This window comes from Haladaptatus sp. CMAA 1909, from assembly GCF_043952005.1.
Classification (GTDB): domain Archaea; phylum Halobacteriota; class Halobacteria; order Halobacteriales; family Haladaptataceae; genus Haladaptatus.
Genome location: NZ_JBIOAV010000001.1, coordinates 2,649,005 through 2,673,319, shown reverse-complemented (window position 1 = coordinate 2,673,319; position 24,315 = coordinate 2,649,005). Strand labels below are relative to the sequence as shown.

Annotated in this window: 26 protein-coding genes; 16 read left to right on the top strand and 10 right to left on the bottom strand. The window is 62.4% G+C overall.

Annotation, left to right across the window (positions count from 1 at the left end; genetic code table 11):
- Window positions 1–39: 39 nt before the first annotated feature.
- From ACGYLY_RS14570 to ACGYLY_RS14560, 3 genes are all read left to right on the top strand, one after another.
- A complete protein-coding gene (locus tag ACGYLY_RS14570) occupies window positions 40–1,440 on the top strand; it encodes an ArsR family transcriptional regulator (RefSeq protein ID WP_395280855.1) in 1,401 nt (466 codons plus the stop codon).
- Between the two features lie 140 nt (window positions 1,441–1,580).
- The gene (locus ACGYLY_RS14565) at window positions 1,581–2,333 is read left to right on the top strand and encodes a class I SAM-dependent methyltransferase (RefSeq protein WP_395280857.1); all 753 of its coding nucleotides are present in this window, start codon (window positions 1,581–1,583) and stop codon (window positions 2,331–2,333) included.
- 63 nt (window positions 2,334–2,396) lie between these two features.
- Window positions 2,397–3,248 (top strand): WD40/YVTN/BNR-like repeat-containing protein, encoded by an 852-nt coding sequence (locus ACGYLY_RS14560; protein WP_395280859.1) that lies wholly within the window; start codon window positions 2,397–2,399, stop codon window positions 3,246–3,248.
- Between the two features lie 170 nt (window positions 3,249–3,418).
- Here ACGYLY_RS14560 and ACGYLY_RS14555 read toward each other — a convergent pair whose 3' ends face one another.
- From ACGYLY_RS14555 to hflX, 5 genes are all read right to left on the bottom strand, one after another.
- Window positions 3,419–3,577, bottom strand: a complete 159-nt coding sequence (locus ACGYLY_RS14555; protein WP_231186998.1) for a hypothetical protein — start codon at window positions 3,575–3,577, stop codon at window positions 3,419–3,421.
- Window positions 3,578–3,654: 77 nt separating this feature from the next.
- Window positions 3,655–4,116, bottom strand: coding sequence for a NuoI/complex I 23 kDa subunit family protein (locus tag ACGYLY_RS14550; RefSeq protein ID WP_395280862.1), 462 nt, complete (start codon window positions 4,114–4,116; stop codon window positions 3,655–3,657).
- Window positions 4,113–5,771, bottom strand: coding sequence for an NADH-quinone oxidoreductase subunit D (locus ACGYLY_RS14545; RefSeq protein ID WP_395280864.1), 1,659 nt, complete (start codon window positions 5,769–5,771; stop codon window positions 4,113–4,115). The genes ACGYLY_RS14550 and ACGYLY_RS14545 overlap by 4 nt, the downstream gene beginning before the upstream one ends.
- Window positions 5,768–6,442, bottom strand: a complete 675-nt coding sequence (locus ACGYLY_RS14540; RefSeq protein ID WP_395284099.1) for an NADH-quinone oxidoreductase subunit B — start codon at window positions 6,440–6,442, stop codon at window positions 5,768–5,770. Before ACGYLY_RS14540 ends, ACGYLY_RS14545 begins: the two co-directional genes overlap by 4 nt.
- A gap of 125 nt (window positions 6,443–6,567) precedes the next feature.
- Entirely contained in the window at window positions 6,568–7,866 is a 1,299-nt protein-coding gene (hflX, locus tag ACGYLY_RS14535) for a GTPase HflX (protein ID WP_395280865.1), read from the bottom strand.
- A 266-nt stretch (window positions 7,867–8,132) separates the two neighbouring features.
- Here hflX and ACGYLY_RS14530 point away from each other — a divergent pair, with 266 nt between their 5' ends.
- Entirely contained in the window at window positions 8,133–8,900 is a 768-nt protein-coding gene (locus ACGYLY_RS14530) for a glycosyltransferase (RefSeq protein WP_395280867.1), read from the top strand.
- Between the two features lie 23 nt (window positions 8,901–8,923).
- On the opposite strand, the gene ACGYLY_RS14525 is transcribed toward ACGYLY_RS14530, so the two are convergent.
- Entirely contained in the window at window positions 8,924–9,511 is a 588-nt protein-coding gene (locus tag ACGYLY_RS14525) for a DsrE/DsrF/DrsH-like family protein (protein ID WP_395280869.1), read from the bottom strand.
- Between the two features lie 2 nt (window positions 9,512–9,513).
- Complete coding sequence (locus ACGYLY_RS14520; RefSeq protein ID WP_395280871.1) at window positions 9,514–9,771, bottom strand: sulfurtransferase TusA family protein; 258 nt, start codon at window positions 9,769–9,771, stop codon at window positions 9,514–9,516.
- Between the two features lie 215 nt (window positions 9,772–9,986).
- On the opposite strand from ACGYLY_RS14520, the gene ACGYLY_RS14515 reads away from it, so the two are divergent.
- From ACGYLY_RS14515 to ACGYLY_RS14490, 6 genes are all read left to right on the top strand, one after another.
- Window positions 9,987–11,180, top strand: coding sequence for an MBL fold metallo-hydrolase (locus ACGYLY_RS14515; protein WP_395280873.1), 1,194 nt, complete (start codon window positions 9,987–9,989; stop codon window positions 11,178–11,180).
- Between the two features lie 18 nt (window positions 11,181–11,198).
- Window positions 11,199–11,690 (top strand): YeeE/YedE family protein, encoded by a 492-nt coding sequence (locus ACGYLY_RS14510; protein ID WP_395280874.1) that lies wholly within the window; start codon window positions 11,199–11,201, stop codon window positions 11,688–11,690.
- On the top strand, window positions 11,687–12,157 hold the full coding sequence (locus ACGYLY_RS14505) for a DUF6691 family protein (protein WP_395280876.1): 471 nt from the start codon (window positions 11,687–11,689) through the stop codon (window positions 12,155–12,157). Before ACGYLY_RS14510 ends, ACGYLY_RS14505 begins: the two co-directional genes overlap by 4 nt.
- 390 nt (window positions 12,158–12,547) lie before the next feature.
- Window positions 12,548–12,694 carry a hypothetical protein gene (locus tag ACGYLY_RS14500; RefSeq protein ID WP_231187263.1) on the top strand — a complete coding sequence of 49 codons (147 nt, stop codon included), beginning with the start codon at window positions 12,548–12,550 and terminating at the stop codon, window positions 12,692–12,694.
- 2 nt (window positions 12,695–12,696) lie between these two features.
- Complete coding sequence (locus ACGYLY_RS14495; protein ID WP_395280879.1) at window positions 12,697–13,662, top strand: sulfite exporter TauE/SafE family protein; 966 nt, start codon at window positions 12,697–12,699, stop codon at window positions 13,660–13,662.
- A gap of 162 nt (window positions 13,663–13,824) precedes the next feature.
- Window positions 13,825–14,232 (top strand): helix-turn-helix domain-containing protein, encoded by a 408-nt coding sequence (locus ACGYLY_RS14490; RefSeq protein ID WP_231186977.1) that lies wholly within the window; start codon window positions 13,825–13,827, stop codon window positions 14,230–14,232.
- Window positions 14,233–14,313: 81 nt separating this feature from the next.
- On the opposite strand, the gene ACGYLY_RS14485 is transcribed toward ACGYLY_RS14490, so the two are convergent.
- Window positions 14,314–14,958: a hypothetical protein gene (locus ACGYLY_RS14485; RefSeq protein ID WP_395280882.1), complete on the bottom strand. Its 645-nt coding sequence runs from the start codon at window positions 14,956–14,958 to the stop codon at window positions 14,314–14,316.
- A gap of 72 nt (window positions 14,959–15,030) precedes the next feature.
- Between ACGYLY_RS14485 and ACGYLY_RS14480 the strand changes: the two genes are divergently transcribed.
- Window positions 15,031–15,468, top strand: coding sequence for a CopD family protein (locus tag ACGYLY_RS14480; protein WP_395280884.1), 438 nt, complete (start codon window positions 15,031–15,033; stop codon window positions 15,466–15,468).
- Window positions 15,468–16,760 (top strand): MFS transporter, encoded by a 1,293-nt coding sequence (locus ACGYLY_RS14475; RefSeq protein WP_395280886.1) that lies wholly within the window; start codon window positions 15,468–15,470, stop codon window positions 16,758–16,760. Before ACGYLY_RS14480 ends, ACGYLY_RS14475 begins: the two co-directional genes overlap by 1 nt.
- A 101-nt stretch (window positions 16,761–16,861) precedes the next feature.
- Here the strand turns inward: ACGYLY_RS14475 and ACGYLY_RS14470 are convergent, their stop codons facing one another.
- Both ACGYLY_RS14470 and ACGYLY_RS14465 read right to left on the bottom strand, forming a co-directional pair.
- Window positions 16,862–17,824 carry a cytochrome d ubiquinol oxidase subunit II gene (locus ACGYLY_RS14470; protein ID WP_395280887.1) on the bottom strand — a complete coding sequence of 321 codons (963 nt, stop codon included), beginning with the start codon at window positions 17,822–17,824 and terminating at the stop codon, window positions 16,862–16,864.
- Window positions 17,817–19,214, bottom strand: coding sequence for a cytochrome ubiquinol oxidase subunit I (locus ACGYLY_RS14465; RefSeq protein WP_395280889.1), 1,398 nt, complete (start codon window positions 19,212–19,214; stop codon window positions 17,817–17,819). Before ACGYLY_RS14465 ends, ACGYLY_RS14470 begins: the two co-directional genes overlap by 8 nt.
- A gap of 149 nt (window positions 19,215–19,363) precedes the next feature.
- Here ACGYLY_RS14465 and ACGYLY_RS14460 point away from each other — a divergent pair, with 149 nt between their 5' ends.
- The 4 genes from ACGYLY_RS14460 to ACGYLY_RS14445 all read left to right on the top strand — a co-directional run bounded on the left by ACGYLY_RS14460 (window position 19,364) and on the right by ACGYLY_RS14445 (window position 24,292).
- Window positions 19,364–19,792 carry a universal stress protein gene (locus tag ACGYLY_RS14460; protein ID WP_395280890.1) on the top strand — a complete coding sequence of 143 codons (429 nt, stop codon included), beginning with the start codon at window positions 19,364–19,366 and terminating at the stop codon, window positions 19,790–19,792.
- A 183-nt stretch (window positions 19,793–19,975) separates the two neighbouring features.
- A complete protein-coding gene (locus ACGYLY_RS14455) occupies window positions 19,976–21,238 on the top strand; it encodes an ABC transporter permease (protein WP_395280891.1) in 1,263 nt (420 codons plus the stop codon).
- Window positions 21,239–21,571: 333 nt separating this feature from the next.
- Complete coding sequence (locus tag ACGYLY_RS14450; RefSeq protein WP_395280892.1) at window positions 21,572–23,149, top strand: ArnT family glycosyltransferase; 1,578 nt, start codon at window positions 21,572–21,574, stop codon at window positions 23,147–23,149.
- Window positions 23,150–23,266: 117 nt separating this feature from the next.
- Window positions 23,267–24,292 (top strand): Gfo/Idh/MocA family protein, encoded by a 1,026-nt coding sequence (locus ACGYLY_RS14445; RefSeq protein WP_395280893.1) that lies wholly within the window; start codon window positions 23,267–23,269, stop codon window positions 24,290–24,292.
- The last annotated feature ends 23 nt before the right edge of the window (window positions 24,293–24,315 follow it).

The following is a 24,315-nucleotide window of genomic DNA, read 5'->3' as shown; positions in this document are numbered from 1 at the left end:
ACACAAAATACTCAAACAGTTCCTCGACATGACTATGTTATGGACTGGACGGAACGGCTGCCGCCGCGGCAATGGCTCACGCGCGGCGTCGTCTTATTGTTAGTCGTCGCCCTATTGACCCCCTCCGTGGTCTCCGCGATTACGTACGACCGAGAAGCATCGAACCTCAAACCCGGAACCATCGAGGAGCCGGCCAACGGAACGACGATAATCAGCGTTCAGGGGTATCACTTCCAAGGCCAAGGGAACAAGAAAAAGCCCGCCCGCCTCGTCGCCGTCGGTCCGAAAGGCGGCGTCGAATGGGTGTACAACGGTACGAAGGAGGGAGCGACGTGGTTCTACGACGTCGACCCGCTTCCGAACGGCAACCTGCTCGTCGTCTCGACGCAGCGCGGCGGAACGGTCGTCTACGAGATGAACCCGAAGACGAAGGAGAAGGTGTGGAAACGCTTCCTCCCCATCCACGACACCCACGACATCGATCTCATCAACAACGGGACGCAGTTGCTGGTCGGCAACATGCGGAACTACAACGAGACGACCGCGAAAAACGACGACAGGGTGTACGTCTACGACCTCGAAAAGGACGAAATCGTCTGGCAGTGGCGCCTGCGCAACTACTACGATAAGGGCGACGGCGGCGATTACACGAACGACTGGACGCACCTGAACAACGTCCAGAAGATCGGCGACGGGAAGTACGCGTTGGACCCCCGAAACATGGACGAAGTCATCGTCGTCGACCGGAACACGGGCGAGGTCACGATGAAACTCGGCGAGGACGACAACCATGACGTCCTTCACGAACAGCACAATCCCGACTACCTCGAAAGCGAATCAGGTACCCCCACCTTCCTCGTCGCCGACTCCGAGAACAACCGCATCGTCGAGTACGAGAGGAACGGCGACGACTGGAACCGGACGTGGGAACTCGGGTCCTCGGATTCCCTGACGTGGCCGCGGGACGCGGACCGCCTGCCGAACGGCAACACCCTCGTCGTCGACTCCTCGGACCACCGCGTCATCGAAGTGACTTCCGAGGGGAAGATAGTTTGGGAGTTCTACTCGCCGTGGCTCCCCTACGACGCCGAACGCATCGGCACCGGCGACGAATCCAATGGGCCGACGATCGCCGATCAGAACGCCGAGGGAACGTACCGGATAACCGGCAGCGCGAACCTCGACCCCGGAACCGGAAAGAGCCTCAGGATGTCCGTGTTCCTCTCGAACGCCTTTGCGGGAACCTCGATGCAGGACACGATGCGCCACTACGGTGCACGCTGGGACCAAGTGACGCCCTTCATCCGCCCCATCTGGATGAACGAGTACGCCTTCATCGCCCTCATCTTCGCCCTCCTGCTCCTCATCGGGTGGCTCATCGGCGAACTGGTGTACCAGCGACGGCGGATTTACAACGGCGTGAAGTATCGGTTGGGCTGACGGCGGACGACGAACCTGTTTTACTTTCGATCGGCGCGATTCCGTTCGAGTGTCGAAACGCACCTACGCAGGTATGACCGACTCGGCGGAGATGAACCGCGGATAACGTTTATTCGCCCCGAGAAGCGACGGTTCGTACGATGAACGAACCCGAACGTGAGGCGAAAACGTGGTGGAACGGTTGGGCGAGCTATTTTCAGGAGGAGTACGGCGACGGCGATATTCCGGTCGGAATCGCGTTCGGACCGGGCGCGAAACAGGGCGACGATTTGGGCCTTCTGGGCGAGTTGGACGGAACGAAAGCCATCGAACTCGGCTGTGGCGGCGCGCAGTTCGGAATCGCCGTGTCGAAGCGTGGCGCGGACGTGACGGGCGTGGACATCTCCGAGGAGCAGTTGGAATTCGCACGAACCCTCGCGGACGAACACGACCAAGACATCGACTTCGTCGAAAGCAGCGTGACGGAGATGCCGACGATTCCCGACGCGACGTACGACCTCGCGTTTTCCGCCTTCGCGTTCCAGTGGGTTCGTGACCTCGACGCCTGCTTCGCGGAGGCGTATCGGGTGCTGGAAGAGGGCGGAAAACTCGTCTTCAGCGTGGACCATCCGTACTACAAGACGCTCGAACCGGAGACGGGCGACATCGAACGGAGTTACTTCTCGGACGAACCGCGACGGGTCTACAGCGAGGAGTTCGACGCCGAGATGGCGATTTACAGTCGCGGCGTCGGGGAGACGGTGGCGCTCCTGACCGACGCCGGGTTCACCGTCGAAGCGATACGGGAACCGGGTTACGAGGACCCCGAGCGGTACGAGTCCGAGTACGGGAGTTTCGTTCCGGAGCGCATGGCGAAGGTTCCACCCACCGTCGTCTACTCGGCGCGGAAGTGAAACCTGTTCTACAAAAATGCAGTTCAGATAGCACTTAAGCCTCCCCAGTCCGACTTCGTTCACATGCTCATCGCAGGAACCGACGACGGGGTGTATCGAATTTCGGGCCTCCGCGGGTCAGGGAAAACGACGGCCGAAACACTACTCGACGCCGAGAAGGTGTTTAGAGTAAAGCAGTTCGATGGAGTGGACGGATTGTTCGCGGCCGCGAAATCGGGGCTGTACCACTCACCCGACGGGAACGAGTGGACGGCCCTCTCCGTTCCGGACGAGGAGGTGTATAGCGTCACCGTCGACCCGTCCGGCGAGCGGCTATACGCTGGTACGCGGCCCGCTCGCCTGTTCGTCGCCGACTTCGGTTCGTGCGTTCCGTCCGACGTGGAAGCGTGGGAGGAAGTCGTCGGCTTTCGGGCGTTGCGCGACCGGTTCGACTGGGGACTGGAGCGCCACGACAATCTCGCACAGGTTCGAAGCCTCTGCACGCATCCCGACGCTCCCGACCGACTCGTCGCGGGCGTCGAGGTCGGCGGCGTGTACGTGAGCGACGACGGCGGGGAGAACTGGCAGACGCGATGCATCGACTGCGACGCGCCGCACACGGACGACATCCACCACCTCGCCCTCGAAGACGAGGAAACCGTCGTCGCTTCGACGGGGAGCGGTCTGTACCGCTCCACCGACGTCGGCAGGACGTGGACGCGATTGGACGGCGACCACGACCAGCGATATTTCCGCGGCGCGTTCGTCCACGACGGCACGCTCTACGCCGGTGGCGCACCCGAATCCTCCTCGTCGTGGGAGGAGGGCGACCACGCGCTGTTCGCGTCTCGCGACGGAAATCCGCTCGAACGAATTTCCTTTCCGACGTCCGACGAGGTGGCTATCGGCTGGTGTGCGGTCGATGGGACGTTCTGACCGCGACGCACCGCGGGACGCTGTTTCGGTGTCGCTCCGGCGACTGGGAGACGGTCGGGTCGATCCCGACCCCCGGACGCGTCCGGGGACGATACGTACCGCTGACGTGGTACGAGCCCTGACGATTGCGATAAAAGGGCGGCCGCGGTTCTCGATTCGAACGAGCGGAATTATTCGGTCGCCGTCTCGAAGTCGAGTTCGACTTCCTCTTCGTCGTCGAGCATCTGCGGTTTGCCGAGCGGGAGTGAACCGAAGAGGACGTAGTGGACGGCGAAGGCGACGCCGACGAGCGCGACGAGTAGGGTCAGGGTGCGTTTGACACTTCCCATATTCGTCACGACGGGCGCGAAAAGAAAGAGTGCTTCGGTGTGAGGTCGGGCGGCGTGTCGGACCGTTACTTACTCACTTACTGATAATCGACTTCCCCTTCTCCCTCTCCTATCCACGCGCTCCGGTCGGGTTCGCGCGATTCGAGCGGGTCGATGTCCTTGTACCACGGGACGTTCTTCAACTGCTCTTTGTTGTATACCAAGTCGTCCTTCGTGTCGCCCGTGAACTCGAAGTTCTGGGTGAGCAGAATGGCGTCGACCGGACAGACCTCCTCGCAGAGTCGGCAGTAGATGCACTGGCCGACGTGGAGGTTGTACTGTTCGCCGTTACGCTGGTCGTCCATCACTATCTGGATGGTGTCGTTCGGACAGACGTTCTCGCACTGGCGACACCAGATACAACGCTCTTGGCTGAACTTGTGAATCCCGCGGAAGCGCGGACTCACTTCGGGCGGGACGTCCGGGTATTCGACCGTGAACGTCGAGCCGTCCAGCGCGTGCTTCATCGTCGTCGCCATCGATTTGAGCAGTCCGATCACCGGTCCACCTCTCCCAACACGATGTCGAGGCTGCCGAGCGAGGCGATGAGGTCCGGCACCAACTCGCCCGCAGCCATCTCGGGTAGTGCCGAAAGGTTGTGGAAACACGGGCTTCTAATCTTGAATCGCGCCGGGGTGTCCGTGTTGTCCGAGCGGATGTAGACGCCGAGTTCGCCCTTCGCGGCCTCCACCGCGCGATACGTTTCCGCGTCCATCGGCGGTTTGAGCGTCCGGGGGACGTTCGATTGGAGTTCACGCTCTTCCTCGGGCCACTCTTCGAGCAGTTCCACGCACTGTTCGACGATTCTCGCGGACTGTTCGACTTCCCGGAGGCGGACCAGGACGCGCGCGTAGTTGTCACAGCCGTCCTCGGTGACGACGTTCCAATCGAGTTGGTCGTAGTAGCCGTACGGGTCGTCGCGGCGCAGGTCGTAGTCGATTCCGGAACCCCGAGCGACCGGCCCCGTCACGCCGTACTGCTTTGCGACCTCGAGTTCGAGGATGCCGGTATCGACACACCGCAGTTGGAATATCTCGTTGCCGGTGAGGAGGTCGTGATACTCCTGGAGCGTCGATGGGAGGCCGTCGATGAAGTCCAGCGTCTTGTCGAAGAACTCCCGCCGCGGTTCCGGAACGTCCCAGATGACCCCGCCGAGGCGGAAGTAGTTGAACATCATGCGCTGGCCGGTGAGGTCCTCCAGTACGTTCTGAACGATTTCGCGGTCGCGGAAGGCGTACTGGAAGATGGCGGTGAAGTCGCCGTACACGTCCAGCGCGAAGGTTCCAACCGCGAGGAAGTGTCCGGCCATGCGCGAGAGTTCGACGCCGAGCGTACGAAGTATCTGGGCGTATTCGGGCACGTCGATGTCCGCGAGGTCCTCCGCGGCCCGCGCGTAGGCCCACTCGTTGGTCATGTTCGCCGTGTAATCCCAGCGGTCGGGGTACGGCATGATTTCGTGTCGATACTTTCCGTTCTGGGCCATCTGCTCCTCGCAGCGATGGAGGTAGCCGATGTCGGGACGCGCGTCCAACACCTGTTCGCCGTCGAGGACGGTTTCGATGTGCAGGACGCCGTGGGTCGCCGGGTGGTGCGGCCCGACGTTGAGAAACATCGTGTCGGCGTTGTCCGCGTACTCGTCCTGCGTTATCGGGTTCTTGTGTTCCTCCAGCGTGACGATTTGCGGTCGGTCCTGGTCGTACTCCAGCGAGAGCGGATGCCCTTTCCACGCCTCCGGGAGGAGAATCCGTCGCAAGTCGGGGTTGCCCTCGTACTCGATTCCCACGAGGTCGTAGGCCTCCCGTTCGTGCCACTCCGCGGTTCGGTAGACGGGTTCCGCTGTCTGGCTAACGGGGTCGTCCGTCGGCGTCGGAACGACGATGCTCACCTCTTGGGTCGGGTCGGCGTACTTCTTCAGGTGATAGATGCTCTCGTAGCGGTCCTCGTACTGCTGGGCCGTCAGGCACGAGAGGTGGTCGAACCCGGCCTCCTCCTTGAGGGTCGTCAGTGCGGACTGCACTTCGTCCGGACGAATCACGAACCCCGGCGCGTTCATGTGGTCGTCGCGGCCGATGACGTGGTCGCCGAGGAGTTCGGCCAGTTCCTCCGCCTCCAGTTCCCGCACCGCCGGGAGGCGTTCTTCGCGTTGGGAACTCACGGCGAATCCACCCAGTTGTAGCGCATGACGAGGGTGTCCTCGTCGATCTCGTCGGCCAGCGATTGCACCAATTCGTCCCGTTCCAAGTCCCCGAACCGCTCCAGTTCGTACGGTTTGACGACGACGGGGCTCGTCTCGCCGTGGGCGACACGCTCCTGTAGGTGGGCGATGCCGTAGATAAGCGCCTCGGGGCGCGGCGGACAGCCCGGAACGTGGATGTCCACCGGGATGACCTCCTCGGCACCTTTGATGACGTTGTAGCCCTCCTGAAACGGTCCGCCCGAGCAGGTGCACGACCCCATGCTGACGACGAACTTGGGTTCGGGCATCTGGTCGTAGACGCGCTTCATCCGCGGCGCGAACTTCGAGACGATGGTCCCCGGAACGATGATGACGTCGGCCTGTCGCGGCGACGCGCGCGGCACCCCCGCCCCGAAGCGGTCCAAATCGTGCTTCACGGCGTAGGTGTGCATCATCTCGATGCTACAGCAGGCGATGCCGAACTGCAACATGAACATCGACGACGACCGCACCCAGTTCATGAACGCGTCGAACTTCGTGAGGATGAACGGCGACGTGCCGAGCGACTCCCGAAGCTTCGAATCGAACCGTCCCGGTAGCTCCTCTTTCGCCCTCGCTCGTCCGGGCGGTTCGACCAATTTGCCCTCCATCGAACTATCCCCCTCCTCCGGTGGCTGTGTTTCCTGTGTTTCGCTGCTCACGATTTCCACTCCCCCGATTGCCCACGGTGGGCGTCGGAGGACGTTCGGGATGGAGGCGTATCAGTATTCGGCCGTTACCCTCCGCTTACCATCGCGTCGGCCTTCGAAGTCGCTCGTTTCGCCACGGACGGGACGGCGGCGAACTCCACGACGACGCGCTCTCCCGACGGGTAGCGCACATCCTCGACGCGAGCGTGGTCGTGGAGCCACGAGAGCAGTGCCATACCGTCGCTGGTGTTGGGAAGTCGTATCCGCTCTTCGTCCAACGGCGGGAGTTCGTGGGCGATTCGCTTTTCGAGAGTATCGAGTCCGTCGTCCTCGATGGCGCTGACTACCACTGGATTCCGCGCGAAATCGGCCACGCCCGCGAGTCGCTCGTCGATTTCCGTGGACGAAATCCCGTCCGCCTTGTTCAGTACCGTCACGACCCGCTCGACTTCGTCGTCGAGGAGGTCGCGTGAGGTTCGCAGTTTTTCGCGCAGTTCCCCAACTGAGTCGGTCACGTCGGCGACGAGGCAGACGAGGTCCGCCTCGTACGTCTCGGTCAGCGTCGTTTCGAACGATTCGACCAGCCAGTGGGGCAGGTCCCGAACGAATCCGACCGTGTCGGTGACGAGCGTTCGTCGCCCGCGAATCTCGGCCCGTCTCGTCGTCGTTTCGAGCGTCTTGAACAACCTGTCCTCGACGCCCGCGCTCTCGTGGAGGTCCTCGTGGCGTTCCGGGGAGACCTCCATCTCGTCGGCCAGCCTGCGCAGAAGCGTGGATTTTCCGGCGTTCGTGTAACCCGCAAGGGCGACGAGGAAAAACCCCTCCTCGCGGCGCTTTTCGCGCCGCTGTCCGTCGATATCCGAGAGGTTGTCCAGCTTCGTTTCGATAGTTTCGATGCGGTCCCTGATGTCCGTGATGCGTCGGTCTTCCTTCTCGCCGAGACCGTTCCGCGACCGCCGCTCGTTCGCGACCTCCTTCTCCAACCTGATTTCGGCCCGTACGCGCGGCAGTTCGTACCGTAACTCCGCGAGTTTGACCTGTAACTGTGCTTCCTTCGTTCCTGCCTGCTCCGCGAAGATTTCGAGGACGAGACGGTATCTGTCGAGAATTCGCGTCCCGTCGGGACACAGTTCCCCGATTTCGAACGTCTGCTGTGGCGAGAGCGGGTTGTCGAAGATGACGGAATCGGCGTCCGACTCCGCGACCCGTTTCGCCAGTTCCTCGGCCGTTCCGCGACCGAACTGATAGTTCGAATCCTCCGTCCGCGATTGGGTTATCGTCCCGATAACCTCGTAGCCCGCCGCGTCGGCGAGCGCGCTGATCTCGTCCGTTTTCGGGAGTCCGTCGTCCACTCGTTTCGCGATGATTGCTGAACCTGGTTGCATGCGTAAGTTCCGTTCCGCTGCGTTTCGGCGATGATGCCGCTCTGGGCTTCCGAGTTCGAATTCCGACCGGGAACGGGTCACTGACGGTCGCTACGCTGGCGTACCGAACGAGCAAACGGCGAATTGACCCGATATATCCGGTCAGTGGAGGAGAGAGGTGGTCATGGTTCGACCTTGTTCGCTGAAACGAGTATCTTCGCAAAAAACCTTGCGTAGGAGTGTGAACGAATAGCATCCCATCGATTCGGAGGCGGGTGCGCGTTCGCATGGCAGTCGAAGCACGCGTCACCGGAACGGGAATTACATCGACGGAGCGAGAACCGCCGGTCGGAGACCTCCAAATGGCCCGACCAGCTGTTTCGATAGTCACCGCGGCGTACAACTCGGCGAAGTACGTAGAGCGCGCGCTGGAAAGCGTTCGGCGGCAGACGGTTGATACCGAACGAATCGAACACATCGTCGTAGACGACGGTTCGACCGACGGGACGGCGGCAATAGTCGACTCGTTCGAGGCACCATACCTTCGCCTCGTCGAGAGCGAGGAGAACAGCGGCGACGGAACGGTCGCCTGTAATCGGGGAATCGAGCGCGCACGCGGCGAGTACGTGGTCGTTCTCGACTCGGACGACGAGTTTCTTCCGTCGCTGGTCGAGCGGTCCCTCGACGTCCTCTCGACGCGGGAGGACGTCGATTTCGTGTACACGGACTACTACGAGCGATTTCCCGACGGGGAGCGGAAACTCGTGGAGACTGGAAGCGACATCACGAAGACGGTCAAGGTCGGCACGATGCACCGGACCGAACGACTCCGGGAGTTCGGTTCGTACGACCCCGACATGATATTCGCGGAGTACGACCTCCTGTTTCGATACCTCGACGCCGGTCTGACAGGGTATCACGTTCCGGAACCGCTGTTCGTGTACCACCGTCGGAGAAACAGCCAAACGGACGATAGTGCACGTGTCGATGCGGGAAAAGTCGAATTACGAGAAAAGTTCGGCGAGAACGTTCGGATACGGGACTACGACTTCTGAATCCCACGCCGCACGGACGCCGCTCAGACGAGCAGTTGCACGTCCGATTCGGCCATGTGTTCGAGCGCGGTCGCGGCCCCGACGCCGGAGACGACGCCGTCGTAGAATTCGGCCTCGTCGTAGTCCATCAGGTCCATCGTCATCTGGCAGGCCTGCAGTTCGACGCCCGTCTCCAGCGACACGTCGATGAGTTCCTCGATGGTGGCCGTTCCGTTCTCCTCGATTTTGCGATTCATCATCCTCGTCGCCATCGAGTCCATGCCGGGGAGCGCGGCCATCGCGTTCGGCATCGGCATGCTCGGGTTGCCCACCGCGCTGAGTTTGAGGTTCTTCGACTTCTCCTCGTGGAGGATGTCGAGGCCCCAGAACGTGTGGAAGACCACGACGTCCCACCCGAAGGCGGCCGCGGTGCTGGCGAGGATGAGCGGTGGGTACGCCATGTCGAGCGTCCCCTTCGTGGCGATGATGGTCATCTTCTTGGGGCCGTCGACCTCCTCCTTCAGGTCGGCGAGTTCCGTCTCCAACTCCTCGATGCGGTCCGCGAGTTCGGGGTCCGAATCGCCATCCGACGCGTTCGTACCCTCACCGGCGTTCGGCGTGTCCGTACTCATGGTCACTCCGTCTTCCGAACGTAGTGTTTGTAGACCGACTCGCCGTCCTCCTCGTCCTCCGCTTGGTCGAGGAGTTCCACGCCGTCGGTCGTGTTGGCCCACCCCTTCAGGTCGCTCATGCTCCCCGAGTCGGTGGCGACGACTTCGAGCACGTCGCCCTCGGCGAGGGAGTCCGTCGCCTGCTTCGTCTTGACGACCGGCATCGGGCAGTTCAATCCTGTTACGTCGAGCGTCTCCGTGATATCGAATTTCGTACTCATTGTCCGACCTCCTGTATTGGACGTATCGAACAATATCGGACACATCGTTAAAAGTGTGTTGATTATTGTGGATACCACACATAGACAATATCGGAGAATCCCCCGTTGTGCGTTCTTATATGCTGCTTTTCGAGTGTATCTCGAAACTGTATTGCAGATCTTGTGAACTACTATACGAACTCTTTTGTAGCTGTAGCAGGTAGGATCGGTACAGCATGAGCGAATCAGCGTTTCCATCGCCGGACGCCGAAGTGGAATCGGTGACGCCCGACGAACTGTACGGGCGAATCGACGCCGGGAACGAGGTCACGATCCTCGACGTTCGAGCGACGGACGAGTACGAGAGGTGGCACATCGACGGCGAGAACGTCGAGACGGTAAACGTCCCCTACTTCGAATATCTCGCCGACGACCCGGACGACGAACTGTTCGAACCGGTCCCCACTGACGAGGAGGTAACGGTTCTCTGTGCCAAGGGCGGGTCGAGCGAATACATCGCCGGACTGTTCGCCGAACGGGACTACGACGTGAACCACCTCGAAGACGGGATGAAGGGATGGGCGCGTGTCCTCGAACGGAAGGAAATCGAAAGTGCGAACACCGACACGACGGTCATCCAGTATCAGCGACCCTCCAGCGGGTGTCTGTCCTACCTCGTCGTTTCCGACGACGAAGCCGCCGTCATCGACCCGCTTCGCGCCTTCGCCGACGAGTACGCCGCGGACGCGTCGGAGCGCGACGCCGACCTCCACTACGCCATCGACACGCACGTTCACGCGGACCACGTGAGCGGCGTTCGAACCGTCGCGGACGTGAGCGATGTCGAAGCCGTCGTCCCCGCACCCGCCGAGGCACGCGGCATCGAGTACGACGATTCCTACCGAACGGTCGAGGACGGAGAAACCCTCGAACTCGGCGAGACGGAAATCGAAGTCCTCCACACGCCCGGACACACGACCGGGATGACCTCGTATCGCGTCGGCGGCGTCCTCTTCACGGGAGACGGCCTCTTTACCGAGAGCGTCGCCCGCCCGGACCTCGAAGAGGGCGACGACGGTGCGCCAGAGGCCGCGGGGACCCTCTACGACACGTTGCAGGAGCGCGTCCTCTCGCTTCCGGACGATACCGTGGTCGCGCCCGCACACTTCAGCGACTCGGCGACGGCCGCCGAGGACGGTACCTACACGTCGTCCGTCGGCGAACTGCGGGACTCGATGGCTGTCCTCTCGGTGGACCGCGGGGAGTTCGTCGAGTTCATCCTCTCGGACATGCCGCCGCGGCCGTCGAACTACGAGGACATCATCGCAACGAACTTGGGGCAACGGCACACAGACGACGAAGAAGCGTTCGAACTCGAACTCGGGCCGAACAACTGCGCCGCGAGTCAAGATTCGCTCACGAGCGACTGACGCGGCGGGAGAGAACTCATGGATCCACTGCCAGCATTCGCGTTTACGAACCTGTTTCCGAACGGAATCGAGCGGTACGCTATCGGCGGCGTCTTCATCGGTCTCGGGGTCGCCGTCATCTACCTCGGTACCGGAATCATCGCCGGGGCGAGCACGTTCTTGGAGTCGACGCTGTCGTACGTCTCGGACGTGCCGCGATTCCAGAAGCCGAAGTACGTCGCCTCGCGAGACTGGCGTGTGCTGTTCACGCTGGGAATGGTCGGCGGCGCGGCCGTCTACCAACTCGCGTTCCACGGCGACGTCTGGACCACCGACGTGCAGTGGTGGCGACTCCTCGGCGGCGGCTTCCTCGTCGGCATCGGCACCCGAATCGGGAAGGGGTGTACGTCGGGCCACGGCGTCTGCGGCGTCGGGTCGGCGTCGTTCACCTCCGTCGTCAACGTGGCGACGTTCATGACGATCGCCATCGGCGTCGCACAACTGATGCAGGCCTTACAGGTGGCACCATGAGCCGAACGCCGAAACGGGAGGGCCTCCTCTTCAACCTCCTCATCGTCGCGGGTGGCCTGCTGTTCGGCTTCGGACTCGGGTTCAGCCACATGGCACAACCGGAAGTCGTCCTCCATTTCCTGCAGTTCGAGGACTTCGGCCTGTTGTTCGTCATGGGCGGTGCGGCCGTCGTCACCGGAACGACGTTCGCCGCCGCGACTCGGTGGTCGCGGCGAGCGCCGCTGACCGGGAAGGCGTACGCCCGCCGACTCAAATCGCTCGACCGGAACGTTCTCGTCGGGGGTGCCGTCTTCGGCGTCGGATGGGGACTGTCCGGCATCTGCCCCGGTGCGGCGTACGCCAGTCTCGGAATCGGAAATTTCCCCATCCTGTTCGCCATCGGCGGCATGTTCGCCGGTGCGTACGCACAGGGTCTCTGGCGAAAATACGGGACGAGCCAACCGACCGCGTCGACGGGGACGGACTGACGGCCGCGTCACGCTCTCGACGTCCGTCGTCCCCGCCTTTCGCGCGTTCCCCGTTCCAACCGTGACGATGGCGTCGTTAAAAACCGTGACTATGACGTCGTTAAGCCCGACAATGTTGCATTTATATTGAAATATTCTCGCCGATATCGGCGAGGTCACCATCCATTAAGCGGGTTGTAATGAGGAAACCTCCCGGTTGAAAACGGCCCTCAAAATCCGATCATGCCGTTCAGATCTCGAAACGAACGATGAGATCCCGTTTCGGTTTTCCCGAATTGTCTTGTACAATATTCACAAAACTATTAAGGGCCGTGAGCGGATAGACTGTACCGAGTAGAAAAGTATGATCCATACACAACCGAAGACGATGCGGAGACGGGGCCGATGAGCATGGTCGGAATAGAAGCGCTGAGCGGCGTACAGGCGGCCGCGACCGTCGGTGCAGTCCTCGGGGAGGCGGTCGTTCTCTACGCCGGATACGGCGTCGTGGTCCAATCGGTCGGTTCGAGCGTGCTCGACGTGCTCACGGGTGAGTAGTCGTGGAACCGTTGCTTATCGCCCTCTTCGTCGGGTTCGGGTTGATCATCGGCGTCCTGTTCGGGTTCTTCGGTATGGGCGGATCCTTCCTCGTCACGCCCGCGCTGTTGGTGTTCGGGTACTCGGCGAAAGTCGCCGTCGGAAGCGGACTCGCGTTCGTGTTCGGGACGTCGGTCATCGCCGCGCTCCGACACCGCGACCTCGGACAGGTCGATTACAAACTCGCGCTGTTGTTCATCGTTGGCATGACGACGGGCATCAAGGTCGGGGAACAAGTCGTGTTGTGGCTCGAAGCGACCGGAATCGCCGACGTGGTCGTCGGAACCGCCTACGTCCTCCTGTTGGCAGCGGTCGGTCTCTTCACGCTCCGCGACGCGCGCGGCGGTGGCGGCGACTCGTCGCTCCCGAACCGCTTCGACGCGCTCCGGATTCCGCCGATGGTTTCCATCAGCGGGGGCGTCGAGGTTTCGATATGGCTCACCCTCGGTATCGCGCTGTTCGTCGGAACCCTGTCCGGGTTCCTCGGGGTCGGCGGCGGCTTCCTCCTGATGCCCGCGATGGTGTACGTCCTCGGCGTTCCCGCCGTCATCGCGGTCGGAACCGACGTGCTTCAGATAACCATCTCGGGCGGGTTCGGCGCGTTCTCCTACGCACAGAACGGGGCGGTCGAACTCGCCGTCGTCGCGCCGCTCTTGGCCGGCAGCGCGCTCGGAGCGCGCATCGGCGCGGCGGCGACGAACCTGACCGACGAGGACGACATCAAGGGGTATTTCGCGGCAATGCTTCTCGCGGGCAGCGTCGCCGTCGCGAGCAATCGGGTCGGGGACGCGTTCGGCATCCACCTCCTCGACACGGTCAGTCTGGTACTCATCTTCGGGTCCGCGCTGCTCGTCGCCGCGGCGGTCGTCTACAGCGCGCTGATCAACCTCCGAAAACGCGAATCGTCCTCGGTGACGACGGTCGAATGACCGCCGGAGCGGTATCCAGATAGACGACGGGCGAGATAGCTGGCGATGGCGGACGAGACCTTCGACGGGCGGTGGAATTCGTCGTTATCCGCCCGTCACAGTAGTTTTGTACGAACTATGCAAAATCCTTATACGTGCCAACTCCCTACTCTCGACTCGATAATGGCGAACTCGATGGCCGAGTACCTGCAGCAGGACATGGAGTGTGAGGGACTGCTGGAGTGTATTCACGGACTCAAGGAACTCGACAAGCGGTGTTATCGAGTCGTGATCGAGAGCGACAACCCTCTGACCATCGACGACATCGCGGAACGCATCGACCGGGAACGCTCGACGGCCTACCGGTCCATCCAGCGACTCCTCCAGTCGGGGTTCATCCAGAAAGAACAGGTCAACTACGAACAGGGTGGCTACTACCACGTCTACAAACCCACCGACCCCAACGAGGTGTCCCACGACATGCAGCGCATGCTGAACGAGTGGTACGCCAAGATGGGGCAGTTGATTCAGGAGTTCGAGGACAAATACGACCGGATGGAACAGCCGGAACAGCCCGAACAACCGGTCTAACCGACGCCACTCCGCAACTATACGGTCCGCGTGGTCCCTGTTTTACGCGCCGTCTTCGGCGTTCCTCTCCACCGAAAGCGATCACGCTTCGACGACGATTTTTACCCGATCGTACGGAAGCCAGCGTAAATCGGCGTCCAGATACTCGGCGACGTGCGCGACGAACTCGTCCTCTTTCAACAACCCGTCGCCGTTACCGCCGTCGCTCAGTTGGAGCGTGACTTCGCTCACCTGTTCCAGCGCGTCGCTGCCGACCATGACGGAGAACAACTCCGCGGGCGTGACGGGTTTCCCGGCATCAATGGCCGCCGCAACGTCGTCCACGGCGGTTTCGACTTCGGTTTCCACGTCGAACCGGACGTCCACGGATACCGCTCGGCCGAGCGTGTCGGCGGCGTGGACCTCCTCGGCCTTCCGAACGGCGGGTTCGAGCACGTGTTCGAAATCGGTCCCGTTCTCGCGCATGCCGATGTAGGCGAACGAGAGCATTGCCGTCAGACCGTCCGTGAACCGCTCGTCGTCCGTGTCGAACACCTGCCGTCTGTCCTTCCTTTTGAGGTGATGGACGAGGACCATGAAATCCAGCACCGTGTCCGTGATTCGCGTCCTGATTCGCGCCTCGGCGTTGCGCTTCGACTGTTCGTGTTCCATCTCGGTTTCGCCGAGGAGGTAGGCCCTGTCGGCGGGCGAAAGCATCCCCCGCCCTCTGTCTACGTCTGGTTTCATAATCGGAACCGGATTATACAGCGTCCGATTCCATCCGAAGCTATTTGAAGGGTCTGAAACAACCTCCGGCGAATGACGGTTCTCGACGTGACGATGCGAATTATACACACGCTGTTCGCGGGCGTGTGGGCAGGTTGGACGGTGTTCATGGCCGCGCTCGTGATTCCGGCAGCGCGAGAGGGAAAACTCGGTGCGGACGGACTCCGATGGATGACTCGGCAGTTCTCGCGCTTCACTTCGCTTTCCTCGCTCGTGCTGTTGATCAGCGGCGGACTCATGGCGAGTACCCTCTACACCATCGAAACCCTCATGCGTGGTTCACGCGGCCACCTCGTCCTGACGATGGTCGCCCTCTGGTTCGTCCTCACAGGGTTGAGCCACGTGGGAAGCAGTCGAGTGAAGAAAAACCTCGATAGGGGGCCTTCACAGGCCGCGAAAGCCGCGACGAGGTTGTTTTACGCCGCGACGGTCGTCGCGCTCGCCCTGCTCGTCGTCGCCGGGAGGCTCTGATGACCGAAAACGGGTCGAACAGGGCGCTCGCGACGGTGTTCGCCATCGTCTTCGTGGACCTGCTCGGGTTCGGAATTCTGATTCCCATCATTCCCCTCTACGCGGAACATTTCGGTGCCAACGAGTTCGTCGTCGGCCTCCTGCTCGCGTCGTATTCGGTCATGCAGTTCCTCTTCGCGCCCGTCCTCGGCCGCCTCTCGGACGAACGGGGTCGCCGCCCCATCCTGCTCCTCTCGCTGTTCGGAAGCGTCGTCGCGTGGACGCTGTTCGGTGTGGCGGAAAGCCTCGTCGTCCTCTTCGTCGCCCGAATCCTTGCGGGCGCGATGGGCGGCAACATCGCCACGGCACAGGCGTACATCGCCGACATCACGCCGCCGGAGGAGCGGGCGAAGGGATTGGGCCTCATCGGCGCGGCGTTCGGACTCGGCTTCGTGTTCGGCCCGGCGCTCGGCGGGGTCGTTTCGAGCGATGCCGTCCTCTCCGTTGCGCGGAACTCCTTTCCCGCGTTCGTTCCCGTCACCCAGTTCTCCCTACCCAGTTTCGCCGCCGCGGCCATCTGCGGCCTGAATCTCGTCGTCGCCGCGTTCGTCCTCCCCGAGACGCGTACCAAAGAGGACGACGTCGAGGTGTCGACGAACGAGTCGCAGTCCCGCCTCGCCCGTCTCGCGGCGGCGTTCTCCAACCCGGCGCTCGCGGGGCTCATCGCCTCGTTTTTCCTCCTCTCGTTGGCGTTCTCCTCGATGGAAAGCATGTTCGTCCTATTCACCGAGCAGAAGTACGGCTTCGGCCCGGCGATGAACGGCTACGTCCTCGCCTACGTCGGCGTCGTCATCGCCATCGTCCAAGGCGGCCTCGTCGGCAAACTCACGGACCGCTACGGCGAGCGTACCCTCGCGTTGGTCGGCGTCGTCCTCGAATTCGTGACGCTCGCCTCCCTCCCGTTCTCGCCGATGCTCGGCGACCACGTTCCCACCATCGGTCCGCTCTCCGGTGGCCTGCTCGTCCTCCTGTTCATCCTCACACCGCTCGCGGCGGGTAACGGCTTTGCCAACGTCTCGCTCACGACGCTCGTCTCGAAGAGCGCGACGGAGGACACGCAGGGCGGCGCGTTCGGCCTGACCCAAAGCGCCGGGAGCATCGCCCGAGCGGTCGGTCCGGTCATGGCGGGGGCGCTTTACGCCGCCGTCGCCTACTGGCTCCCCTTCGTCCTCGGAGGATTGCTCATGCTCCCCATCGGCTACGTGTTGCTGACGACGTTTCGGACCGAAAGCACCCCGACACCGACCAACTGAGAGTACTGCCGTCCGGGTCCCAAACACACCCACTTGAAAGGCGTGTCGTGCCACCCACCGTCGACCGGAGGATTTCCGGTGACGGACGCCGCCGCAGGTGCTCAGTACGTCTCCGAGGGGTCCGCGGGGCCGCTGAAGACGGAGTATACGACGCCGAAGTACACCACGACGATGGGGAGGATGAACGCGGCGGCCACGGTCATTATCGTGAGCGGCAGGTCCGAAACGACGCCCTCCTGCACCGTCAGCCCGACGGCGGGGTCGATGGCGGGATACAGCAGGTTCCCGACGAACGCGACGAGCGCATACGGAAGCCCGGCGGCGGCCACGAACGCCGCGCGATAGCGCTCCGCCCCGCCCGCGAGGACGAGGGTGGCGACCAGTCCGACGGAGACGACGACGCTGGCGATCGAGAGCGGCGACAGCAGCGCGCCGTGGAGGTCCTGACGGGTTGCCGCGAGGTAGGCGATAACGATGACGACGAGGACGAGATACGCGAGGGCGGCCAGACGGCCGTAGTGCGTCATCTCGTCGCGGAGCGGTCCGCGCGTTTTGAGGCCGAGGAACGCTCCGCCCTCCACGAGCGTGAGCGCGACGAGCGTCAGACCGAACGCGAGCGAGGGGACGGACACGATGGTCGATGCGCCGAGCACCCAGTTGGCCGCGAACATGCCGAGCAGGAACGGTGCCAGCGCGCTCCCGACGACGAACGATCTGCCCCACCAGCGTTGCCAGCGTTCGTCCGAGCGCTGTTCGTACAACTCGGGCGCGATACCGCGGAGGATGAGCGCCCCGAGGATGGCGAACATGAGGAGGTAGTGGCGACTGAACAGTCCCGCGTAGGCCGCCGGGAAGACGGCGAACAGCGCTCCGCCGAACACGACGAGCCACACCTCGTTGCCGTCCCAAACCGGCCCGATGGCGGCGAGCAGCGTATCGCGGTCCTCCGCTTCCTCGCGGGTCGCAAAGAGCATCCCGACGCCGAAGTCGAACCCGTCGAGGAAGAGGAACGTCCCGAGCAGGACGAACACGAGCGCGAACCAGAGGATTGCGAGATCAATCATTCGCAGTCACCTCGCTTCCCGGCGCGTCGCGGCGTGTTCGCTCGACTTCGGGCGCGCCGCCGCGGATGATTCGCCGAACGACGTAGACGTACACGACTAACAGGGCGGCGTACACCCCGACGAACCCGAGGAGCGTGAGCGTCGCCTCGGTGCTCGAAAGGCCGGGCGAGACGCCCGCGCTCGTCTTCATCACGCCTTGAACGACCCACGGTTGGCGGCCGACTTCGGTGACAATCCATCCGGTCTCGACGGCGAAGAACCCGAGCAGTGACGACCACGTGAACGCCCTGTGGAGCAGGTCGTCCTCGAACAGTTCTCCTTCCCGCCAGCGGTACCCCGCCCAGAACGCGAGGAGCACGAACCAGAAGCCCATGGCGACCATCAACCGGAACGACCAGAAAACGATAGCCACGGGCGGTGACCCCTCGAACTCGTTCAGTCCGGCGATTCTGGCCTGTGCGTCGCCGCCGCTGGCCAGCCACGACGCGCCGCCCGGAATCCCGATGCCGAAGATGTCCTTCGCTCGCGGGTTGAGAACGTCGTTCAACGACGTGGGAAAGGCGACGATGTATTCGGGAACGTACGACGCGGTGTCCCAGACTGCCTCCATCGCGGCGAACTTCTGCGGTTGCGTCACGGAAACGTGGCGGGCGTACGCGTCGCCGTGGACCACCTGCAACGGCGCGGTGACGAGGAGGGCGACGAGCGCGATCTTGAGTGTCGCCCGCCAGAACCGGTCGTCGACCTCGGGGCCGCCGCGGCGGATGTAGTACGCCGCGATGCCCGCCATGAGCAGGGCGACGGAGAGGACGGCGGCGTTCTGCATGTGAACGAACATCCACGGAAAACGCGGGTTGGCGTAGGCGGCGACGGGGTCCACGAGGGTGATGACGGGGTTGCCGTTTCGCATCGCGACTTCGAAACCGCGCGGCGTCTGCATCCACGAGTTCGCCACCAGAATCCACACCGCCGACAGCCACGTTCCCAACCCCACCAGGACGGCCGAAACGAGATACATCCTATCCGAAACTCGCTCGCGACCGAAGACGAAAATTCCGAGGAAGGTCGCTTCGAGGAAGAACGCCATCATCCCCTCCACGGCCAACGGTCCGCCGAACAACTCCCCGGTCGTCGCGGCGAACGAGGCGAAGTTCGTGCCGAACTCGAACTCCAACACGAGTCCGGTGACGGTCCCGACGACGAAACTGACCGCGAATATCCGTACCCAAAATCGCCGTAACTGCTCGTAGATCCCTTCACCCGTCCGAACCTCCTTCCACGTAAAGTAGACGAGGAACGGTGCGAGTCCCATACTCACCACCGGAAACACGATGTGAACGATGGTCGTCAGCGCGAACTGAAGACGGCTTGCAAGCGTTGGGTCGAGCATGAACTCTCATTCCAAACTTCGCGCAGTATCGATTTCAGAACGAGGCTGATTCCCATCCCATGATAACCACGTTACGAGAATCGAACTGTCGTCTCCAGTAACAAGATCCACCAGTATAGCTTTGCAGGTCGATGACGTGTCGTACGTGCATGTACGAACGAATCCTGCTGCCAACGGACGGGAGCGTGTCCACCGACAAAGCCGTCGAACAGGCGCTCGCCCTCGCGGAGAAATCCGATGCGCGCCTTCACGTCCTGTCGGTCGTGGACCAGACCACGATGCCGCCGGACGTTCGGTCCGACATCCTTTACGACGAACTCGAAGCGGAGTGTAGGAACGCGGTTGCGGAAGTCAAGCGCGCGGCGACCGAAGCGGGTATCGAAGTGGAAACGTCCGTTCAGCACGGCACGCCGTACAAGGTCATCCTTGACTACGTGGACGAACACGACATCGACTGCATCGTCATGGGAACCCACGGCCGCCGCGGACTGGATCGCTATCTCCTCGGCAGCGTCACGGAAAAAGTCGTCCGCCTGTCGGACGTTCCGGTGTTGACCGTTCGAATGGTGGAGAACTGAGAAAACCGTTCGAACGGAAAAACCGACCACTTTCGAAGCAACCAAATACGGTATAATTTGGCGTTTCAGACGGTTAAGACGACGTTTCGCATCATAGACTTTTGTCGGAGGAACCCGTAGACGTTTTCGGGTAGACGAGAATATGAACGACACGCGAACTGACACGCGGACTGGCACGTGGGGATGAACGTTCTCGAAAGCGTTCGAATCAGTTGGCGAAACATCCGCGAACACAAACTTCGGTCGACGCTGACGACGCTCGGCGTCATCATCGGCGTGGCGGCGGTCATCACGTTCGTCACGCTCGGCGCGAGTTTGCAGGCGGATATCGTCAACACGGTCGCCGGTGGAAACGCGGCGACCATGTACGTCTCGGCGGAGTCGCCGAGTCAGAGCGGGATTCCCAACTTCGGGAACAGCGGCGGACAGACGATTTTCACCGAACACGACCTCGACGGCATCCGATCGCTCAGGGGCGTCGAAACCGCCGTTCCGGAGAGTGGCATCGCCGCTTCGACGGTGGCGTACAACAACTCGACGGTGGGTCGGCAGTGGATAGTCGTCACGTCGCCGCCGTACTTCGACGTGAAAAACCAACGGTTCGTCCAGGGCGGGTCGTTCCAGAGCGGGAAGCGCGAAGTCGTCCTGAATAGGCCGGCAGCGCGAATGTTCGGCGGCGGCAACGTCTCCGTCGGGGACAACATCACCGTCACCCGTGCCGTCAACGGCGAAAAGATAAACGCGACGGTGACGGGCATCGTCGAACCGTCCGACGAGACATCGCTGGGAATCAGCAGCGGACCGACGCCACGGGTGTTCGCGCCGACGGACCCCTTCTACCAACGGACGATAAACAGTCCGTCCACCGGCCGGAATCAACGCGTGTACGGGCGAATACTCGTCCTCGCACGCGATCCCGGCCAAGTGGATGCGGTGCAGGGACGCGTCTACACGTATCTCGGTGAACGGTCGGACGCGAGCCAGTTGAAGTCGGAGAACTACAAGTTCAAGGTGACGACCAAAGAGGAGCTGGTCAATCAAGTCAAGCGGGTCAGCGACACGTTCACGGCGTACATCTCCGGCATCGCGCTCATCTCGCTCATCGTCGGGGCCATCGGCATCGCCAACATCATGTTAGTGAGCGTGACCGAACGCACCCGCGAGATCGGCATCATGAAAGCCGTCGGCGCACAGAGCACCGACGTCCTCCAGTTGTTCCTCTTCGAGGCGGTGTTGCTCGGCCTGTTCGGGTCCGCGCTGGGCGCGGTGGTCGGCTTCGGCGGGGGGTACATCGCGGCCCAACTCATCGGACTTCCGGTCGCGTTCCGGGTGGAGTGGTTCGGTATCGCCGTCGTGGTCGGCGTCCTCGTCGGCGTTCTCGCCGGAATCTATCCGGCGTGGGACGCCTCCCACACGGACCCCATCGACGCGCTCCGCTACGAGTGACCGCCGGGATGACTCGACCGGCGAAACCGTTTCGTGAACTGTTTCGCCCGTTCCAAAACGGGGGACGACGGAGGACGGTGGTCTCCCGCGGCGTCTCGAAATCGAGATTCACACAACCCCGTGTTACTACTGCTGGAATTCGTACCTACCGTACGCCCGTCGTCGGTATTCGTTGATAGCCCGGGGATAGCCACTGGATAACAAAGAGTGAATCCTGCGATAGTTTCGTCCGAATGAGAACGCTGCCGCTGCCGATCTCGGAGCGGCGGCTCCCCACCCACAACCATGGTCAGTCATCAGACGGATTCGAATACGTCGCAGGAATCGAGAGGCTTGAGTTACGAACTACCATGGCTCGTCCCCGCGCTCCTCGCCGGTGCGTGCGTCCTCTATCTCTACGTCGGGAGCCATCCCTTCCCCTCCTTCGGTGCGGGGCTGTACTTTCAGATCGCCGAGGAGATACAGAAAAGCGGGTACGTCCTGCCGAAGACGATTCCCGGGTACACGCCCGACGGCGTTCCCTTCGCGTATCCGCCGTTCATGTTCTACATCTTGGCGCTCATCCTCGATACGACGCGTCTCGGTGCGTTCACCATCGCCCGGTTTCTCCCCGGACTCGTCTCGATAGTCTATCTCGTTCCGCTGTATTTCCTCGCGCGGGACCTCTTCGGCTCGCGGCCGCAGGCCTCGCTCGCCACGCTCATCGTCGCGGTCAGTCCGCCGATACTCCAGTGGCACATCTCCGCGGGCGGCATCGTCCGCGCTCCCGCGATGCTCTTTTCGCTGACCGGGATTTACGCGGGACTCCACCTCTTCCGGGACCACGACCGGCGGTTCCTCGTCCCGTCCCTCATCGCGTTCACGCTCACCGTGTTGACCCACCCGATGTACACGATATTTTTCGTCATCAGTTTCCTCGTGCTCTACGTCCGGTTCGACCGGTCGGTTCGCGGGCTCTCTTACGGACTGATAGTCGGTCTCGGCGGCGTCGTTCTCACGGCCCCGTGGTGGCTGTCGGTGATCTCGATGCACGGATCGTCGGTGTTCAGCGGAGCGGCGGGCACCCACGGCGGCCTCGGGGGTTCCCTCCCGGCGCTGAAGCAGTTGCTACGGAAACAGATCAACGAACCGCCGTTCCTGTCGGCGTGGCACCTGCTTCCCGCGGTCGGGTGTCTCTGGCTGATACGACGGCGCGAGTACTTCCTCCCGGCGTGGTTGGTCGTCATCACGGCGACGATGGACGAGGCGCGCTTCGTGTTTCTCATCGGCGCGCTCATCAGTGCACGGTTCGTCTTCGACGGGATTTTTCGATGGATTCGCGACACCTCCTCGTCCGCCGATCGGAACGAAATCGTCACGTTCTCCGTCGTTCTGCTGGCGACCATCGGACTCAGCGGAGGGATGCTGTACGCGATGGGAGGGATGAACGCCCACGCCGGAAGCCCGTCGCTTCCCCAGTTCGTCAACGGCAACGACGTCGAGGCGATGTCGTGGGCGAACGAACACACGGACCCATCCGCACAGTTTCTGGTCCTCGGCGACGCTGCCGAGTGGTTCCCACAACAGACGGACAGGACGATTTCTATCGGGCCGTGGGGCGTCGAGTGGAAGGGTGACCAGGAGTACGGCTATCAACTCCATCAGTTTCAGGAGCTGTCACGATGCCACAGTTCCAACTGTCTGACGACGGAACTAATGCGGATGGACGTACATCCACAGTACATCTACGTCCCGAAGGGGGCGTACACGATTCGCGGGATGCGTCACCATCAACCGCCGGAGATGATGTCGACGATGCTCTCGTCGCCGCAGTATCATCTCGTGTTCGAGAACGAGGACGTTGCCGTCTTCGAGATGTCGGACGGGTGGCACCCGCCGGGACCCGGAACGAGCGGACCGGTACCCGTCTGAGGGGCGAAGGGAAGGAAAATACGCCGTCGACAAATTCGTCGTGAAACCGCCACGAAAGATAAGACGGGGGCGTGCGTACCGACCACTCGTACGAATTACTTCACGAGAGAGCGACTTATGTCAGGACAATCCCCATCCCCCGAAAAGCATCGTATCGGCGTCATCGGCGGCGGTTTCATCGGAACGACCGTCGGACGGTCGTTCGAGGAAGACCCGCGTTCGACCGTCGTCGCCCTCGCGGACGTGAGCGAGACGGCCCGCGAGGAAGCCGGAAACACGCTGTATATCGGCCAAGGATCCCAATACGAATCGTACGAGGAGATGCTGAACGCGGAGGAACTGGACGCGGTGCTCATCGGAACGCCTCACGCCTTCCACTACGAACAGATAACGACGGCGCTGGACCACGGCCTTCACGTATTGTGTGACAAGCCGCTCACCATCGACACCGAGGAGGCACGGGAACTCGTGGAACACAGCGAGCGACTCGACGATCAAGTGCTGATGGTCGGCTATCAGCGCCATCTGAACGAGGCGTTCGTACGGGCACGTGAGCGGTGGACCGACTCGGACCTGACGCCGCGGTTCATCAGCGCGGAAATCACGCAAAATTGGATTTCGCGGTTCGAGGACGCGTGGCGGACCGACCCCGACCTTTCCGGCGGCGGGAACCTCTACGACACGGGGAGCCACCTCGTCGATGCGGTGCTGTGGACGACCGGCCTGACGCCGACGTCGGTGCAGGCGGAGATGAAGTTCGCCGACGAGGAAAACCGGGTGGACGAGCGCGCACAACTCACCGTCAGGTTCGAAAACGACGCGTCGGCGAGCATTTCGGTGTTCAGCGACGCCCCAAGCGTCCGCGAACACATCCACATCTGGGACGACGAGGGAGCCATCTATCTCGAAGGACGACAGTGGGAGCCGCGACAGTTGACCGAGGTTCAGGCCGACGGGACGACGGTCGCTCCGTACATCGACCAACATCGAAGCGGCGACAAGGCCGCCGTGTTCATCGACTGTATCGAGAGCGGGAAGACGCCGCCCGCCACCGCCCGCGACGCGTACGCCGTGACCGCGCTGACCGAGGCGGCCTACGAATCGGCTCGGAGCGGCGAACGCGTGGACATCTCGCTCGACTGACTGCCGCTCACCTCGCCGGTTCC

Bases quoted from the DNA above. Each gene is read 5' to 3' on its own strand.
- ACGYLY_RS14570 (WP_395280855.1), top strand. From the start codon at position 40: ATGGACTGGACGGAACGGCTGCCGCCGCGGCAATGGCTCACGCGCGGC.
- ACGYLY_RS14565 (WP_395280857.1), top strand. From the start codon at position 1,581: ATGAACGAACCCGAACGTGAGGCGAAAACGTGGTGGAACGGTTGGGCG.
- ACGYLY_RS14560 (WP_395280859.1), top strand. From the start codon at position 2,397: ATGCTCATCGCAGGAACCGACGACGGGGTGTATCGAATTTCGGGCCTC.
- ACGYLY_RS14555 (WP_231186998.1), bottom strand. From the start codon at position 3,577: ATGGGAAGTGTCAAACGCACCCTGACCCTACTCGTCGCGCTCGTCGGC.
- ACGYLY_RS14540 (WP_395284099.1), bottom strand. From the start codon at position 6,442: ATGGAGGGCAAATTGGTCGAACCGCCCGGACGAGCGAGGGCGAAAGAG.
- hflX (WP_395280865.1), bottom strand. From the start codon at position 7,866: ATGCAACCAGGTTCAGCAATCATCGCGAAACGAGTGGACGACGGACTC.
- ACGYLY_RS14530 (WP_395280867.1), top strand. From the start codon at position 8,133: ATGGCAGTCGAAGCACGCGTCACCGGAACGGGAATTACATCGACGGAG.
- ACGYLY_RS14525 (WP_395280869.1), bottom strand. From the start codon at position 9,511: ATGAGTACGGACACGCCGAACGCCGGTGAGGGTACGAACGCGTCGGAT.
- ACGYLY_RS14520 (WP_395280871.1), bottom strand. From the start codon at position 9,771: ATGAGTACGAAATTCGATATCACGGAGACGCTCGACGTAACAGGATTG.
- ACGYLY_RS14515 (WP_395280873.1), top strand. From the start codon at position 9,987: ATGAGCGAATCAGCGTTTCCATCGCCGGACGCCGAAGTGGAATCGGTG.
- ACGYLY_RS14510 (WP_395280874.1), top strand. From the start codon at position 11,199: ATGGATCCACTGCCAGCATTCGCGTTTACGAACCTGTTTCCGAACGGA.
- ACGYLY_RS14505 (WP_395280876.1), top strand. From the start codon at position 11,687: ATGAGCCGAACGCCGAAACGGGAGGGCCTCCTCTTCAACCTCCTCATC.
- ACGYLY_RS14500 (WP_231187263.1), top strand. From the start codon at position 12,548: ATGGTCGGAATAGAAGCGCTGAGCGGCGTACAGGCGGCCGCGACCGTC.
- ACGYLY_RS14490 (WP_231186977.1), top strand. From the start codon at position 13,825: ATGGCGAACTCGATGGCCGAGTACCTGCAGCAGGACATGGAGTGTGAG.
- ACGYLY_RS14485 (WP_395280882.1), bottom strand. From the start codon at position 14,958: ATGAAACCAGACGTAGACAGAGGGCGGGGGATGCTTTCGCCCGCCGAC.
- ACGYLY_RS14480 (WP_395280884.1), top strand. From the start codon at position 15,031: ATGACGGTTCTCGACGTGACGATGCGAATTATACACACGCTGTTCGCG.
- ACGYLY_RS14475 (WP_395280886.1), top strand. From the start codon at position 15,468: ATGACCGAAAACGGGTCGAACAGGGCGCTCGCGACGGTGTTCGCCATC.
- ACGYLY_RS14470 (WP_395280887.1), bottom strand. From the start codon at position 17,824: ATGATTGATCTCGCAATCCTCTGGTTCGCGCTCGTGTTCGTCCTGCTC.
- ACGYLY_RS14465 (WP_395280889.1), bottom strand. From the start codon at position 19,214: ATGCTCGACCCAACGCTTGCAAGCCGTCTTCAGTTCGCGCTGACGACC.
- ACGYLY_RS14460 (WP_395280890.1), top strand. From the start codon at position 19,364: ATGTACGAACGAATCCTGCTGCCAACGGACGGGAGCGTGTCCACCGAC.
- ACGYLY_RS14455 (WP_395280891.1), top strand. From the start codon at position 19,976: ATGAACGTTCTCGAAAGCGTTCGAATCAGTTGGCGAAACATCCGCGAA.
- ACGYLY_RS14445 (WP_395280893.1), top strand. From the start codon at position 23,267: ATGTCAGGACAATCCCCATCCCCCGAAAAGCATCGTATCGGCGTCATC.